This window comes from Amycolatopsis japonica, from assembly GCF_000732925.1.
GTDB classification, from domain to species: Bacteria; Actinomycetota; Actinomycetes; order Mycobacteriales; family Pseudonocardiaceae; genus Amycolatopsis; species Amycolatopsis japonica.
The window spans coordinates 3,090,857-3,106,069 of sequence record NZ_CP008953.1 but is presented as its reverse complement, the minus strand read 5'-3'; the positions used below and the strand labels follow the sequence as shown (position 1 = coordinate 3,106,069).

Sequence of the window (15,213 nt, the reverse complement as noted above, 5' to 3'; positions counted from 1 at the left end):
GGGAGACCGCGATGAGGAATGACGTCGAAGACACCACAGCGGACGCCACGCTGCTCGACGCCTTCCGCGCCGGTGACATCGCCGCCGGCGAGACACTTTTCCGGCGCCACGCCGAGCCGCTCCGCCGCATCGCCGCCGGCTGGGTCGCCGACCCCGCCGAGCGGGACGACCTCGTGGCCGAAGCCTTCGTACGGGTCCTGAGCGTCATCCGCGACGGCGGCGGGCCGCGCGAAAACCTCCGCCCCTACCTCGCGGTCACCATCCGGAATCTCGCCGCCAAGTGGAGCCGTCACCACAAACGGGTCGAGCTGTACGGCACGACTCCGGCGGTCGAGGAGGCCGCCGGAGTCGTGGGCGCGGAGGAACTCGTCATCCTCCGCTCGAACGCCCGGCTGGCGTGGACGGCGTACTGCGCGCTGCCCGGCCGCTGGCGGACCGTGCTGTGGCGGACCGAAGCCGAGGGCGATTCCCCGAAGGTGGTGGCGCCGCTGCTGGGCGTGTCGCCCAACGGCGCCTCCGTCCTCGCCTTGCGGGCCCGCGAAGGGCTGCGCCAGGCCTTCCTCCAGGCGCAGGTCCCCGAAACGGGAACGCCGTGTTGTCAGGAAGCGCGGCGCCGGATGGGCGCGTGGCTGCGCGGCGGTGTGCCGGGCCGCCGCGCGGATCTGATCGCCGCGCATCTGGCGGGCTGTGAACCCTGCCGGACCGTCGCCACCCGGCTCGACGAGGTCAACCGCGAGATGCCGCCGGGCGTCCGCGCCGTCCCCGCCTGAGATCAGCCGGGTACCGGAGCGGCCTCCCCCGCGATCCTCAACGCCTCCACCAATTCCCGGTACAGCGTGTCGGTGGCGAGCAGGTGCTCGTGGCTGCCGCTCGCCCGGACACGGCCTGCCTCCATCACCACGATGGTGTCCGCGTCGATCACGGTGGACAGCCGGTGCGCCACGGTGACGACGGCACCCTCGCTGGCCAGCCGCCGGATGCAGTCGTGGATCGCGCTTTCGGTCCGGCCGTCGACCTGCGCGGTCGCCTCGTCCAGCAGCACCACGTCCGGCGTGCGCAGGATCGCCCTGGCCAGCGCGATCCGCTGACGTTCCCCGCCGGACACCGACGTCGACGAAAGCGGCGTGTCCAGACCGTCGTCGAGTGCGGCGATCTTGTCGCTCAACCGGACCTCTTCGAGAGCCCGCCGCACCTCGTCCTCGGTCGCGTCCGGATGCGTGAAGAGCAGGTTCTCCCGAATCGTCCCCGGCACGATCGGCGTCTCCTGCTCGACGTAGGCCAGCCGGGATCGCACGTCCGCGTACGGCAGGTCCGCGTACTCGCGGCCGTCCAGCAGCAGTGAACCCGATTGCGGCCGCACGAACCGCATGATCAGCGACAGCATCGTGGTCTTGCCCGCGCCGGACGGCCCGACGATCGCGGTGTGCCCGCGACGCGGGATCGCCAGCGAAACGTCGCGCAACGCCGGGTCTCCGCCGTAGCCCGCGGTCACGCCGCGCAGTTCCAGCACCGGGCCGTCGTGGTCCCCCTCGGACTCCGCCTTGGCGGGCGCCCGGTCCTCTTCCACCTCCAGTGTGTCCATCTCCCGGATCCGCCCGGCCGCGGCGATCCCCGCCTGCAGCGCGGTCATGTTCTGGCTCAGTTCGGTGATCGGCTCCATCAACGCGAACGCGTACAGCAGGAACGCGATGAGGCTCGACACTTCGAGCAAACCCGCTTCGACCCGCCAGGCGCCGAGACCGAGGATCACCAGGATCGCGCCCTGGATCCCCGTCCAGGCCACCACCCAGGCGACGGCTTCCCGCCGCACCGCGCGGACGCCGTGCGCCGTGGCGGCTTCCGCGTCGACCAGGATCCGGTCGGCCTGCCGGGTTTCGGCACGGCTCGCCTTCACCGTGCGGATCGCCCGCAGCGCGCCCTCGAGGACGCCGCCGAGACGGCCCAAACGATCTTGCGCCTTCTCCTGTTCCTTCGCGATCGCGGGCATGAGCCAGGCGAACAACGCGACGACCACGAGCACGGCGGCCACGGTCGTCGCCAGCAGCACCGGGTCGAGCACGCTCATCAGCACCAGGGTGCCGGCGAGCATCACCACGCCGTTGATCAAGCCGATCACGCTGGACGACGCCGCCTCGCGCAACAGCACCGTGTCCGAGGTGACGCGGGTGACCAGCTCCCCTGTCGGCCGTTTCGTGATCGCCGGGATCGTCGCGCGGAAGAACCGCCGCACCATCGATTCCCGCACCTTCAGCACCACCCGCTCGCCGATCGTGCCGAGCAGGATCCACTCCGCCAGCCAGATCACCGCCCCTACCAGCATCAGGCCGAGCAACGCCAGCACCGGCCCGGCCAGCGACGCCGACGAGCCGAGCGAATCCAGCACCCACTTCGTGACCATGGGCGAGGCGAGGCCGGTCGCCGAACCGAGCAGGGCGAGGACCAGGCCGATCGCGAGTGCCCCCTTGTGCGGTCGCGCGAACGACCACAGCACCTTCAATCGTGGAGTCTTCATGGTTCTTAATGGAACACGCCTGTTCTAAAATCGTCAACCGAGTTCCATATCGGGAGCGAGGTACGGTACCGCCATGAGTGAGGGTGTGGTCACCGAGACGGGTGTCCGGGCGAGGACCCGGCGCGCGATCCTGGACGCGGCCATCGAGACGTTGACCAAGCAACCGAGCGCGACGCTCGCGGATATCGCGGCGGCGGCGAACGTCGGGCGCACCACGGTGCACCGGTACTTCGCGGAGCGATCGGACCTCATCGACGCGATCAGCCACGACGCCCTCGACAAGATCTCCCAGAGCACCGAACGGGCCCGGCTCGACGACGGTCCGGCGCCGGACGCGCTGGCGCGGCTGTGCCAGGAGTACTTCGAACACGGCGACGTCTTCCAGTTGCTGTTCACCATGCCGGATCTGGTGACGCGGCCCGAATGGGCGGAGGAGAGCGACGACGACCGTCGCCTGCTGCGGCTCGTCGAACGCGGGCACGCCGAGGGCTCGATCGATCCGGCGATGACGAAGGAATGGTTGCTGCAACTGCTCTGGAGCCTGCTCTACACGGCATGGGAGCTGGTGCGGGAGAAGACACCGAAGCACGAGGCGCTCACGTTGTGCCTGCGCAGCCTGGAAAAGGTCATCGCGGTCGGCTGAAGTCCTCCGAAGTGATGACGCGGACTCGCGCCACTTCGAAGATCCTGGCCCGGTGACAGAAAAAACCGGCACCCGCCCGGGTGCCGCCTGGGGAATCCTCTTCGGCGGGCTCGCGGTGTTCGCGGCCGCGCCCGTACTGCTGCTGACCACCGGGCACGACGCGATCAAGCCGTCCGCGGATTCGGCCAAGGAGCTTTCCCTCGCGGGCGCCCTGCTCCCCACGCTCGCCGGGATCCTGCTGATCCACGGGATCCCGCTCCACGCGCCGAAACTGCTCCCCGAGGTGACCGACCGGCGCGGGCTGGGCAGACAGGCGACAGCCTTGGCGCTCATCGCGTTCCTGTGGCCGTTGGCGTTGTACCTGGTGTCGGCGGCGGGACAGCAGGCACTGGTCCGCGACATCTGGGCGCTCGCCAAGCCGCTGGTTTTCCTGGCGCTGCCGTTGATTCTGCTTCGGGCGCTGCCCGCGCGGGATTCCTTCCGGCTCACGTGGCGGCCCCGGGAGACCTGGCAATGGCTCGCGCCGATCCCGGCGGTGCTCGTGTTCGGCTGGCTCTACGTCCTCGGCCCGCTCGCGCCGCCGCTGCCCACTTCGGAGGACTACCCGGACCCGGTGTACCTGGCGGTCGGCGCGACGCTGACGTTCTTCACCGCGAACGTCCTCGAAGAGGTGTTCTTCCGCGGCATGCTGCAGACCCGGCTGGAGGCACTTTTCGGCCGGTGGCCGGGAATCCTGCTGTCGGCACTCCTGTTCGCGTGGCTGCATCTGCCGACGCACGGACAGGGGTCATTGCCACTCACCCTGGGCGCGATCGTTGCCTTCCAAGGGTTCTTCGGCCTGTTCACCGGTTACCTGTGGTCGCGATACCGCAATCTCTGGGCTCCGATCGCCGCGCACACCGCGATGAACACGCTGCCGCTGCTGTTGATGTGAGCCGGCGGTTGGTCGTGAGTTGCGATTCGGATTGGGCAGCTGAAGCCGAAGTACATGAAGGCCCCCTTCCTGTACATAGGCACAAGGATGGGGGCCTTCATGTACTTGGGAAGGTGCGAAGACATCCCTTGGCGGATTCGTCCGTGCCCCCAATGTGGCATTGGGGACACTGAGCGTCTCCGATGCCACATTGGGCGCACCGACTGAGGCCTGCGTTGTCTCGGCACCGCACGAAGGCCTCCTTGAGGGACTCTGGGTCCCTCAAGGAGGCCTTCACGGAAAGGGAAGTCAGGCGCCGATGGTCGCCGCGTCGATGACGAACCGGTAGCGGACGTCGCTGTTCTCGACCCGGTCGTAGGCCACGTTCACCTGGTCGGCCGAGATCGTCTCGATCTCCGCGCCGATCCCGTGCTCCGCGCAGAAGTCGAGCATCTCCTGGGTCTCGGCGATCCCGCCGATCATCGAGCCGGCGAGCACCTTGTTCCCGCCCAGCAGCGAGAAGGCGTTGTAGGACAGCGGTTCGCCGGGCGCGCCGACATTCACCATCGCGCCGCCGACGCGCAGCATGCCGAGGTAGGAGTCGACGGGCAGTGTCGCCGAAACGGTGTTGAGGATCAGGTCGAAGCGGCCGCGCAGCGCCTTGAACGTCGACGCGTCTCCGGTCGCGAAGTAGTCCTTCGCACCCAGCTTCAGCCCGTCCTCCTGCTTCTTCAGGCTCTGGCTGAGCACGGTGACCTCGGCGCCCATGGCGACCGCGATCTTGACCGCCATGTGCCCGAGCCCGCCGAGGCCGACGACGGCGACCTTCTTGCCCGGCCCGGCGCCCCAGCGGTTCAGCGGGGAGTAGGTGGTGATACCCGCGCACAGCAGCGGGGCGGCGACGTCGAGGCCGATGCCTTCCGGGATGCGGCAGACGAAACCGTCCTTCACGACGATCTGGCGGCTGTAGCCGCCGTAGGTGTTCTCGCCGTCGAACCCGACACCGTTGTACGTTTGGATGTTGCCCTTGACGCAGAACTGCTCGGTGCCCGCGAGGCAGTACTCGCACTCGCCACAGGAATCGACCATGCAGCCGACCCCGACCCGGTCGCCGACCTGGTACTTCGTCACGTCGGAGCCGACCGCGGCGACGACGCCGGCGATCTCGTGACCGGGCACCATCGGGAAGATCGCGCTGCCCCAGTCCTCCTTCACCTGGTGGATGTCGCTGTGGCAGATCCCCGCGTACGCGATGTCGATCAGCACGTCGTCCGGACGCAGGTCGCGACGCTCGATCGTCGTCGGCGACAGGGCGGCGCCCGGGGACGGCGCGGCGATGGCGTGCGTGGTCGTCGTCATGAAACCCTCCGAGAAACAGTGAGACCATGTAAGAGGTCACTTACAACTAGCGTAAGAGGCCTCTTACATATTCCGCGACCGGGACGGTGTGATCCACGACATGGGCGGCAAGTACCATCACGGCGACCTTCGCGCCGAACTCGTGCGGGTCTCCCTCGACCTGATCGCCGAACAAGGGCTCGGCGCGTTCTCGGTCGCCGAGGTCGCCAGGCGCGCGAAAGTCAGCCCCGGCGCGCCCTATCGGCACTTCCCGGACAAGGAAAGCCTCCTGGCCGCGATCGCCGCCAAGGTCGCCTGCCAGCTGGCGGACAGGGTGCACGACGCCATCGAGGCCGAAAGCGAACCGGTCGCCGCGCTCGCCGCGGCCGCCGGTGCGTACACGGAGTACCTGATCGAACGCCGGGCCGGGATGAACATCATCTACTCGGACGGCTTGCAGGGCCCGGAACACGCCGCACTGCACGAGCAGACCCGCCGCCTGACCGACCAGTTCGTCATGCTCTGCCTCACCGTCGCCGACCGGCCGGAGGACGGGCTCGAACTGATGGAGCAGTTGTTCACCCAGGCGCACGGTTACGGCACGTTCTATCTCGACGGAGTGTTCACGAAACAGGGCTACTCCACGGAAGTCGTCGTCCGCAAATCGGTCGAGGCCGCTCGCGCCGCCATCGAGGGGCGCACGAAAATGTGACGTGATTCACGTCTGATTTGTCCGATTACCGGGGCTTCCCGCGCCGACAGGATGCGAAGCGCAATCCTTTCGACAGCGAGGAGAACCGCGTGAACATCGGGCAAGACGTCGGATCGTGGCGGGAACTGGGCCGCCATACGAGCACCGCGTCGGTACTGGCGGGTGGCGTGCTCGTCGGCGCGATCACCATCTACGTGGCGGCGAGCCTGCTGCCCACGGCGATCGAGGACATCGGCGGACGGTCGTTGTACGCCTGGACCATGACGGCGTTCCTGGTCGCCCAGGTCGTCGCGACCATGCTGGTGGGCCAGGCGCTTTCGCGCTTCGGCGGCAAGAGTTCCTATCTGGCCGGTTTCGGCGCCTTCGCCGCGGGCTCGGTGGTGTGCGCCGCGAGCCCGTCGATGCCGGTCCTCCTGCTCGGCCGCGGGACGCAGGGTCTCGGCGCCGGTCTGCTGACCGGACTGGGCTTCGCCCTGATCCATTCGGCGCTGCCGCCTCGGTTGTGGAGCCGGGGCAGCGCGCTGATCTCCGCGATGTTCGGGGTCGGCAATTTCGTGGGCCCGGCGCTCGGCGGGTTCTCGGCACAGTTCGGTTCGTGGCGCTCGGCGTTCGTGGTCCTGGCCGTGGCGGCGGCCGCGCTGGCGGTCTTCGTGCCCCGGGCGCTCCCCGACGGCGAACGCCCGGCGCAGGCACCGCCGGTCCCGGTCGTTTCGCTGACGCTGATCGTCGGCGCCGCCGGAGCGGTGAGCGTGGCGGGGATCCTGTCCGACGTCCTCGCGATGGCCGCCCTCATCGCGTTGGGTCTCGCGCTCGTGGGCGCGTTCCTGGTGACGGAGAACCGTTCGGCGGCGAGTGTGCTGCCCGCTTCGGTCTACCGCCGGGGTTCGCGGTCGCGGTGGATCTACCTGACCATCATGGTGCTGGCGTCCGGCGTCGCGGTGGAGACGTTCCTGCCGCTGTTCGGCCAGCGATCGGGCGGGCTTCCGCCCGCGGCGGCGGGATTCTTCGCCGCCGCACTGTCCTTGGGCTGGTCGGTGAGCCAGCTCGTCAGCGCATCGGCCGGTAGGACACGGCGGCTCGTGCTCGCCGGGCCGGCCTGTCTCGCCATCGGGTTCGCCGCGCTGGGACTCCTGCAGACCGAACAGCCTCCGCTGCCCGTCGTACTCGCCTGGCTACCGGTGCTCATCTTCGGCGGCATGGGAATCGGCATCGCGATGCCTCATCTGTCGGTCGCGGCGATGACCTCCGCCCCGGACGGCGAAGGCGGGCAGGCGGCGGCCGCGATCGCGACCGTGCTGACGATGTCGACCGCGTTCGGCGCGGCGGTCGCCGGCCTGCTGGTCAACCTCGGCGGCGCTTCGGTGGTCACGTCGGCGAGGTGGCTGTTGTTCGGGTTCGCCGCCATCTCCGCGCTCGGCCTGCTCACCGCACGCCGCGCAGTCTGAGGCAGGTCAGTTCCGGGAGCGCTTCTCGCGCACGCGCGGGAGTGCTTCCGGACAGCCGCCGTCGCACCGGATGTGCGCCCAGACGATTTTCCCGCCGCGCACCGGCTCGCGCCGGACACCCCATTGCACGGCTACCCCGTCGACGACGAGAAGGCCGCGCCCGCGGGGATCCTCGAACTGCGAGCACCGCGCCCGCGGCTGTTCGACGCTGACATCCGCGACCTCGATGCGGACCGCACAAGGCGACACGCCACGCCACAACTGGATGTGGCGTGCCCCACCTCCATGCACATAAGCGTTGGCGACGAGCTCCGTCGCCGCCAGCAGGACGTCGTCGCGATGCCCCTCGCCGAGGTCGGGAAGGCATCTGACCACCCAGGCGCGCATGTCCGGCAACGCCCGTGGCGTCGTGGCCCGCAGGTCGAGCACCCAGGTTCCCGGCACCGGATGCTCCGCGATGTTGATCATGGAGCCACCCTTCCCCTCGCGCGCGACCTCCTTGCTGAAGTCGCACAACGGGGTTACCCAGAACACCCGCGGATCAACCCGTGTCGAACGCGACACGGGCGTCAGCGCACCGCGATACCCTCCAGCACCGTCTTGACCACGGCTTTCACCGCAGGCGACGTGGCCACCCTCGGGCCATGCGGGAGCAGTGCGGTGAGCACCGATTCGTGGCAGACGCCGACCAGCATCGCCGCCGCCGCGTCGACATCGCCGTCCAGCCTGCCGAGTTCCTTCTCCGCGCGCAGATATCCGGAGAGGCGATCGCGCCAGGTCTCACCGTCCCCGGCCAGTTCGCCGAACCGCGCGAGCACGGCGGGGCGGGCGAGCAGTCCGGCGAACGCGGGCAGGATCTCCTTGTGCAGAGCCAACCCGTACGCCAGCTGGGCGCGGAGATTGCCTTCGACCGTGGCCGATCCGGGCGGCGGCAGCTCGCCGAGCCCCGCTTCGACCCGCCGCACGTGTTCCGCCAGCGCGTCGGCCAGCAACTCCTCCTTGTCGGCGAAGTGGTTGTACAGCACGCCGTCGGCGACCCCGGCCGCCCGGGCGATGGCCCGGACCGTGAGTTCCGCGGTGCCGTTGGCGGAGATCAGGTCCGCGGCCGTGCCGATCAGATGCTCGCGCAGGCTCCGGCCGTCTTCTGTGTCGCGCAGTGCCGCTGCTTTCCTCGGCGCCATCAGGATTTCGCCCTGACCAGCCACGCGGCACCGCGCAGCCGCACGCCGCCGGGCCCGGCAAAGGGCCGCAACGCGGCCGAAAGCGCGTCTCGCGCGCCGTTCGCCGCTTCTTCGCCGGCCAGACCGAGGTGGTACCTGACCGGACCCCAGTCCGCGATGAACCCGGCGGCGTCGGCCACGTCGCTCCCCCAGACCTGATCGGCCTCGACGCGAGTCGCCGTGACCTCGCGGAATCCGGCGTCCGTCAGCACCGAGCGAGCCCGTTCGGGGTCGGCGAACGCCGTCGGGCCGGTACCGTCCTCGCCGGTCGGGGTCGGCAGGAACGGTGACAGCGCACCAAAAACGGTGCCGAGATCCGTTCCGGCGAGTGCGGTCATGCACAGGAACGCGAGCCTGCCGCCCGGTTTCAGCGCCCGGCGCACGTTCGCGAAGGCGGCGACCGGATCCGCGAAGAACGTCACCGCGAACCGGCTGAGCGCGACGTCGAAAACCTCTTCCCCCAGCGGAAAGACCTGGACGTCGCCCTGCTCGAACCGCACGTTCGCCACGCCTTCGGCCTCCGCGCGGGCCCGCGCCGTGGCGAGCATCGGCGCGGACAGGTCGATCCCGGTCGCGTCCCCGAGCGGGGCGCGGACGGCGGCGAGCCGGGTGACCTGCCCGTTCCCACAACCGATGTCGAGCACCCGGTCCCGCTCGCCGATTCCGGCGGCGTCGAACAGGAAGTCGTTGAACCCGCTGTTCACCGCGTCGTAGCGCCCGTCGTGCTCGGCCCAGTGCCGTCCCTCGTAGCCGTTCCACGCCTCGGACTGCGCGGTGTTGACGATGCCGGACATCGCAGAACCCTCCTCCTTTATGAACACACGTTCATGAACACGTGTTCATACTGATCGAGGCCGGTCTCGCCGTCAAGCGGTGACGGTGAATTCGGCGGTGCGGACCTTGCCCTCGTGCTGGAAATCGAGGAACAGCCGGTAAGTCCCCGCCGTCGGGAACCCGGCGAAGAACGTCACCTCGGGACCCGCCGCGGTCCGGCCGTCACCGGGTTCGCCGTCGGGGTGGACGTGCAGGTACGCGAGGTCGCCACCGCGCAGCGCGACCAAATGCCCATACGCACCCAGGTACGGCTGGAGATCAGTGACCGCGCGGCCGTCCTTGGTGACGGTGAGGGTCACCTTCGACGGCATTCCCGGCGCGAGTTCGCCGTCGAGGCGGACCTGGTAGCCGTCGACCTCCGCGACGCGCGAGGTCCGGTATTCGGCGGGGCGGAAGTTCCCACCGGCGAAGAGATCGACGCCCAAGGTGATCCCCTCGCCGCCGCTGGGCTTGAAGTCCGCGAAGACGCGGTAGACCCCGGCGTCGGCGATGGTCAGCGGAACCGACCACGTGCCGTCGTCGCCGAGTTCGGGGTGGATGTGCTGGAAGCCCGCGGTGTCCCGGCGGACGACGATGAGGTGCAGCCGCTTTTCGTGCTCGACGTCGTAAGCGGTCACCGGTGTGCCGTCGGCGCCGAGGATCCTGAAGATAAAAGGAGCCGTCTCCCCGGGAATGAGCGTCGTAGTGGTGGGCGCCAGGGTGTAGCCGGCTTTGGTCGACGCGAGACCGGCGGGTTCGTGGCCATGCGTTCCGTGGTGCATCGTGGTGTTCATGAACCCACCATACATACCCCCTAGGGGTACCAAGGCGCGATGCTCGTCACATACCCCTGAGGGGTAGCCGCAGTTCCCGTCCGGGCAAGGACCTCCGCCGGTCCGTCACCAGGATCATCGCCAGGGTCCCGATTCCCAGCCACACCACGAGCTGCACGATCCCCGACGTCAGTCCGTCCGTCCCGGTCAGCAGCGACCACAGCGCCACCAAGGCGCCGTTGGTCGGCAGGATCCCCAGCACGGTCCCGAAAAAGCCAGGCACGGTCGAGACCAGCGAAGCGCCGACAGTGAGCACGAGGATCGCGAGGGCGGCGAAGCGACCAGGACGTTTGAAGATCGCCACCAGCGCTTGGTTGACGACGGTGAACGTCCCCGCCGCGAGCACGAGCACCACCAGCAGTGTCACCGCCTTGCCGAAGCTCAGGCCGAGGAACGCCCAGAACACCCCGGTCAGGATCAGGGCGGTCAGCACCGCGAGCGTCGCACCGGGGACGGCCGCGGCGAGGATGATCCGCCAGCTCGGTTCGCGGGTGGTCAGCACACTCGGCGGCACCGCCCGGATCACCTGGTACGTCGCCAGCGCGCAGCCCCACAGCGCCAGCACGAGGATCAGCGCCACCGCGCCTTCGCCGAACGATCCCGAGCCCGCCGTGTCGGCGATCGCGGGGGTGGCGGCGACCTGTTTGAGGTGGTCGCGTTCGGCCTGGGTGTAGTCGGGCACCTTGCCCCGGCCCTCGTTGAGGCCCTTGGCCAGCTCCGAGGCGCCCGATTCGGCGCGCTCGGCGCCATCGGCGGCGGAGCGGGCACCGGTGGCGAGCTCACCCGCACCGGTGGACAACGTCGTCGCGCCGCCGGCGAGCTGACCGGAGCCGTCGGCGAGCCGCCGTGCCCCGGAGTCGGCGGCCTTGACCCCGGCGTCGAGTTTCCGCGCGCCGTCGGCCGCCGTGCCGATGCCGCCCGCGAGTTCCTTCGACTTGTCCGCGAGCTGCTTGTTCCCGTCGGCGACCTTCTGCGAGCCCGCCGAAAGGTCTTGCACCGCCTTCTTCGTCTGTACGACGGCGTCGCGGATTTCGGCACGTTTGCCGTCGAGGATCGCGGCGTCGGCCGTGAGCTTCTCCGAAGCGGCCTTGAGATCGGCGCAGAACTTCGTGTCCTGATCGCATCTCTGGGCCAGTTCCGCGAACTTGCGCGCCGAGTCGCCCGCCGACGGCAGGGCGTCGATGATCCGCAGGACCTTGTCCGCCAGCGGCGAGATCTTGTCGGACAGCTGCTTGTTGCCGTTCGCGACCTGCTGTGCCCCGTCGGCCAGTTCCCTGGTCAACCGGGGCAGCTGCGCGGTGTCCTTCTCCGCCTGCGTCAACCCCGACGACAACTGGCCGGAACCGGTGGCGAGCTGCCCGGTGCCGTTCGCGAGCTCGCGTGCGCCGTCCGCCAGCTGCCCGGCGGCGCCGCTGAGTTTTCCCGCCCCGCCGGCGAGTTCTCCCGCGCCCGCGGCCAGTTTCCCGGTCCCGTCGGACAATTGCCGCAGTCCGACCACCAGCTGGTCGCTGCCGTCGGCCGCCTGCACCAGCTGCTGGTGGATCGAGGAGAACCCGACGTACAGATTGTCCACATAGGTCTCGACGATCTGCCGGTTCAGCGCGGCGAGCGTCGCGTTCGCGACCTCGCGGCTCGCCACCGGATCGACCAGACCGGTGCGCTGCGACGTCTCGACGCGCATGATCGCCTGCTTCGCGTCGAGCGGTTTACCCGACGTCGATGTGGCCTGCGCGGAGAAGTCCCGCGGAATCGTCACGACGGCCGAATACGTACCGTCGGAGATGCCCTCCTTCGCGTCCTCTGCGTCGGTGAGCACCCACGTGTACGCGGAATCCTCGCCGTGCACGAGGTTTCCGGCCAGTTCCCGGCCGAGCGGGATCAGCTGCCCGTTCACCGTCACCGGCTCGTCGTCGTTGACCACGGCGGCCTTGGCGGCGCCGTGGTTGTCCTCGGGCGACCAGAACGCCCACGCCAGGCCGAGCGCCACGATCACCGGCACGAGGACGATCCCGAGCCAGGTCTTCCAGGTCAGCGGTCCGATGGCGGTCGCGCGGGCGGAACCGGTGAAGAAGCGGGACATCAGCGGACCTCGGCGGGGACGGGGGCGGGTGTCATGGCGAGACCCGCGACGGCGGTGGTGGGCACCAGATCCCGCACGATGGCGAGGCTCTGGCAGGACACGGCGAAGGTCGCTTCCCTGCTCGCGAACGAGGCTCGCAACCCCGCGCGTTGGGCGGTGTTGACGACGGTGTCCAGGTCGTCGAGGAAGACGAGCGCGACACCGTCGTCGAGCGCGCGGCGGACCTCGCCGGCCGGGTCGTCGGTCTCCTTGCAGGCGACGAAGGCGACGTTCCGCCGGACGGCGTGCGCGTGCTGCGGCAGCACCCGGCCGAGGACCTTCAGATCACCGCGGACGTTCGGCACCCGGCCGGCGAGCGCGTAGAGCAGCGCGCTCTTGCCCGCCGGGCCGGAACCGTGCACGGCGAGGATCTCCCCCGGGCCGAGATGCAGTTCGACGTCGCGGAAGATGGTGCGGCCCCGGTCGTCGTCGACCCGGAGACCGGCGGCGCTGATCACCTCGGGCGAACCCGGCGCGGGCCAGTCGGCGAGCCGGAGTTCGTGGACGAGACCGTCGCCCTCGGCGTCGAACACCGGGAGTTTGCGGTCCAGCCACGGCGGCAGACCCCAGGCGCGCGGCCCCAGCAGCGCGAGAATCGCCGGGACGAGCGTCATCCGCACCAGGAAGGCGTCCACGAACACCCCGACCGCGAGACTGAACGCGATCGGTTTGATCGTGGCGCTGCCGTCGGGCACGAAGGCGGCGAACACGCCCAGCATGATCACCGCCGCCGCGGTCACGACCCTCGACGCGGACACGAAGCCCGTCTCGATCGCCTTGTGCGCGTCGCCGTGATGGACGTAGTCCTCCCTGATCCGGGACACGAGGAACACCTCGTAGTCCATGGCCAGTCCGAAAAGGACACCCATCAGGATGATCGGCAGGAAGCTGATCACACTGCCGGTGCGGGTGACGCCCAGCGCGTCCGCCAGATGTCCCTGCCCGAACACGAACGACGTCGCGCCGAACGCCGCACCGATCGAAAGCAGGTAGCCGAAGGTGGCTTTGAGTGGCACGAGGATCGAGCGGAACACCATCGCCAGCAGCACCAGCGAGAGCCCGACGACCAGGATGCCGAACGGCAGCAGCGCGTCGCCGAGTTGCGTGGACACGTCGATGCCGACGGCGGTGAACCCGGTGACCGCGGTCTGTACGCCGTACCGGTCCTTGAACTGTCCTTCCATCGACCGCAGCCGTTCGACGAGGTCGTCGGTCGCCTCGTCGAAGGCGCCGGTCGTCGGCACGACCTGGATGATCGCGGTGTCGCCCTTGGGGTTCGGCGTCGCGAGCGGGACGACGGCGACGCCGGGCACCTTGCGGATGTCGTCGGCGATGCCGTTGGTGATCCCGACCGGGTCGGTGGTCGACAGGATGTCCGCGGTGACGACGAGCGGACCGTTGAAGCCGGGCCCGAAATGCTCGGCGACGGCGTCGTAGGCGACCCGCGCTGGAGTGCCGTCCTCGTCGGTTCCGTTGTCCGGCAAGGCGAGCCGGAGATCCAGCGCGGGCACCGACGCGATCGCGAGCACCCCGACGATCAGCGCGATCGTGATCCACGGGGACTTCGTGGCGAGCCGGACCCAGCGGAGGCTGAACCGCGTCTTCTTCTTGGTCTTGCGTGCCTTTCGCGGCTTCTTGGGCCGCAGCCGCTCACCGGCGAAAGCCAGCAGCGCGGGGATGAGGGTGATGGCCACGATCACCGCGACCGCGACGCCGCCCGCCGCCGCGATACCCATCGTCGTCAGGAACGGGATCCCGGCGACGAACAGGCCCAGCAGCGCGATCACCACGGTGAGCCCGGCGAAGATGACCGCGGAGCCGGCGGTGGCGGTCGCCCTGGCGATGGACTCCTCGACCTCGAGTCCTTCGGCGAGCTGATCCCGGTGCCGGGAAAGGAGGAAGAGCGCGTAGTCGATGCCCACGGCCAGCCCGAGCATGACCGCGAGCATCGGCGCCGTGGAGGACACCGTCGCCACCGACGTCGCCGCGTAGACCAGCGCCACCGAGACGCCGACACCGAGGATCGCCGTCAGCAAAGGCATTCCGGCCGCGATGAACGAACCGAACACCATCAGCAGCACCACGAGCGCGATGACGAGGCCGATCCCCTCGGTGGGGCTGAGCTTCGGCACCTTGTCCGAGAACGCGTCGCCGCCGGTGAGCACCTCGGTGCCGTGGCCGATCCGGTTCTCCAGGTCCTGCGCGATCCCGGCGAGCGCGGTCCGGGTCGACGGCTGGATATCGGCCAGTCCGACGTCGAGCTGCACGGTGACCAACGCGGCGCGGCCGTCCTTGGACACCGCGTCGTGCACGGCCGGGTCGAAGGGATCGACCACCGTCGAGACCTGCGGAGCTCCGGTCAGCTCCGGGACCACGGCGGAGACGGAATCGCGCACAGCCGCGGAATCGGCTCGCTGCCCTTCCGGGACGAGCACCACCAACTGCGCCGAAGTCCCGCTCACCTGCGGGAAGACACGTCCGAGGTGATCGAGCGCCTCCTGGGACTCCGAGCCGGGGATCGCGAACGTATCGTCGGTGCCCTGGCCGAACAGCAGCGCCGCGCCGCCGGAGACGCACAGCACGACCAGCCACAACGCGGTGACCAGTACGCGTCCGCGGGCGGCCAGCCTGCCGAGGCGGTAGAGGAATGACGACACGATCGGCT

Annotated in this window: 13 protein-coding genes; 5 read left to right on the top strand and 8 right to left on the bottom strand. The window is 69.5% G+C overall.

Features of this window, described 5'->3' with window-relative positions:
* The first annotated feature begins 11 nt into the window (after nucleotides 1-11).
* The gene (locus tag AJAP_RS14695) at nucleotides 12-770 is read left to right on the top strand and encodes a sigma-70 family RNA polymerase sigma factor (protein WP_038511781.1); all 759 of its coding nucleotides are present in this window, start codon (nucleotides 12-14) and stop codon (nucleotides 768-770) included.
* Between the two features lie 2 nt (nucleotides 771-772).
* On the opposite strand, the gene AJAP_RS14690 is transcribed toward AJAP_RS14695, so the two are convergent.
* Nucleotides 773-2,512, bottom strand: coding sequence for an ABC transporter ATP-binding protein (locus AJAP_RS14690; RefSeq protein WP_228694939.1), 1,740 nt, complete (start codon nucleotides 2,510-2,512; stop codon nucleotides 773-775).
* Nucleotides 2,513-2,585: 73 nt separating this feature from the next.
* Between AJAP_RS14690 and AJAP_RS14685 the strand changes: the two genes are divergently transcribed.
* Nucleotides 2,586-3,155 carry a TetR/AcrR family transcriptional regulator gene (locus AJAP_RS14685; protein WP_038511776.1) on the top strand — a complete coding sequence of 190 codons (570 nt, stop codon included), beginning with the start codon at nucleotides 2,586-2,588 and terminating at the stop codon, nucleotides 3,153-3,155.
* A gap of 52 nt (nucleotides 3,156-3,207) precedes the next feature.
* Complete coding sequence (locus AJAP_RS14680) at nucleotides 3,208-4,089, top strand: CPBP family intramembrane glutamic endopeptidase (protein WP_038511773.1); 882 nt, start codon at nucleotides 3,208-3,210, stop codon at nucleotides 4,087-4,089.
* Between the two features lie 288 nt (nucleotides 4,090-4,377).
* Here the strand turns inward: AJAP_RS14680 and AJAP_RS14675 are convergent, their stop codons facing one another.
* Complete coding sequence (locus tag AJAP_RS14675) at nucleotides 4,378-5,427, bottom strand: NAD(P)-dependent alcohol dehydrogenase (RefSeq protein WP_038511770.1); 1,050 nt, start codon at nucleotides 5,425-5,427, stop codon at nucleotides 4,378-4,380.
* 88 nt (nucleotides 5,428-5,515) lie between these two features.
* Between AJAP_RS14675 and AJAP_RS14670 the strand changes: the two genes are divergently transcribed.
* Both AJAP_RS14670 and AJAP_RS14665 read left to right on the top strand, forming a co-directional pair.
* The gene (locus AJAP_RS14670) at nucleotides 5,516-6,118 is read left to right on the top strand and encodes a TetR/AcrR family transcriptional regulator (RefSeq protein ID WP_038511767.1); all 603 of its coding nucleotides are present in this window, start codon (nucleotides 5,516-5,518) and stop codon (nucleotides 6,116-6,118) included.
* Between the two features lie 89 nt (nucleotides 6,119-6,207).
* Complete coding sequence (locus tag AJAP_RS14665) at nucleotides 6,208-7,563, top strand: MFS transporter (RefSeq protein ID WP_038523037.1); 1,356 nt, start codon at nucleotides 6,208-6,210, stop codon at nucleotides 7,561-7,563.
* 6 nt (nucleotides 7,564-7,569) lie between these two features.
* On the opposite strand, the gene AJAP_RS14660 is transcribed toward AJAP_RS14665, so the two are convergent.
* The 6 genes from AJAP_RS14660 to AJAP_RS14635 form a co-directional block, all read right to left on the bottom strand.
* Complete coding sequence (locus AJAP_RS14660; protein WP_038523034.1) at nucleotides 7,570-8,031, bottom strand: ATP-binding protein; 462 nt, start codon at nucleotides 8,029-8,031, stop codon at nucleotides 7,570-7,572.
* Nucleotides 8,032-8,132: 101 nt separating this feature from the next.
* On the bottom strand, nucleotides 8,133-8,768 hold the full coding sequence (locus AJAP_RS14655; protein ID WP_228694938.1) for a TetR/AcrR family transcriptional regulator: 636 nt from the start codon (nucleotides 8,766-8,768) through the stop codon (nucleotides 8,133-8,135).
* On the bottom strand, nucleotides 8,744-9,577 hold the full coding sequence (locus AJAP_RS14650) for a class I SAM-dependent methyltransferase (protein WP_038511761.1): 834 nt from the start codon (nucleotides 9,575-9,577) through the stop codon (nucleotides 8,744-8,746). The genes AJAP_RS14655 and AJAP_RS14650 overlap by 25 nt, the downstream gene beginning before the upstream one ends.
* A gap of 72 nt (nucleotides 9,578-9,649) precedes the next feature.
* Nucleotides 9,650-10,390 (bottom strand): DUF748 domain-containing protein, encoded by a 741-nt coding sequence (locus AJAP_RS14645; RefSeq protein ID WP_228694937.1) that lies wholly within the window; start codon nucleotides 10,388-10,390, stop codon nucleotides 9,650-9,652.
* A gap of 46 nt (nucleotides 10,391-10,436) precedes the next feature.
* Complete coding sequence (locus AJAP_RS14640; protein ID WP_038511757.1) at nucleotides 10,437-12,509, bottom strand: YhgE/Pip domain-containing protein; 2,073 nt, start codon at nucleotides 12,507-12,509, stop codon at nucleotides 10,437-10,439.
* Complete coding sequence (locus AJAP_RS14635) at nucleotides 12,509-15,205, bottom strand: MMPL family transporter (RefSeq protein WP_038511754.1); 2,697 nt, start codon at nucleotides 15,203-15,205, stop codon at nucleotides 12,509-12,511. Before AJAP_RS14635 ends, AJAP_RS14640 begins: the two co-directional genes overlap by 1 nt.
* Nucleotides 15,206-15,213 lie beyond the last annotated feature (8 nt).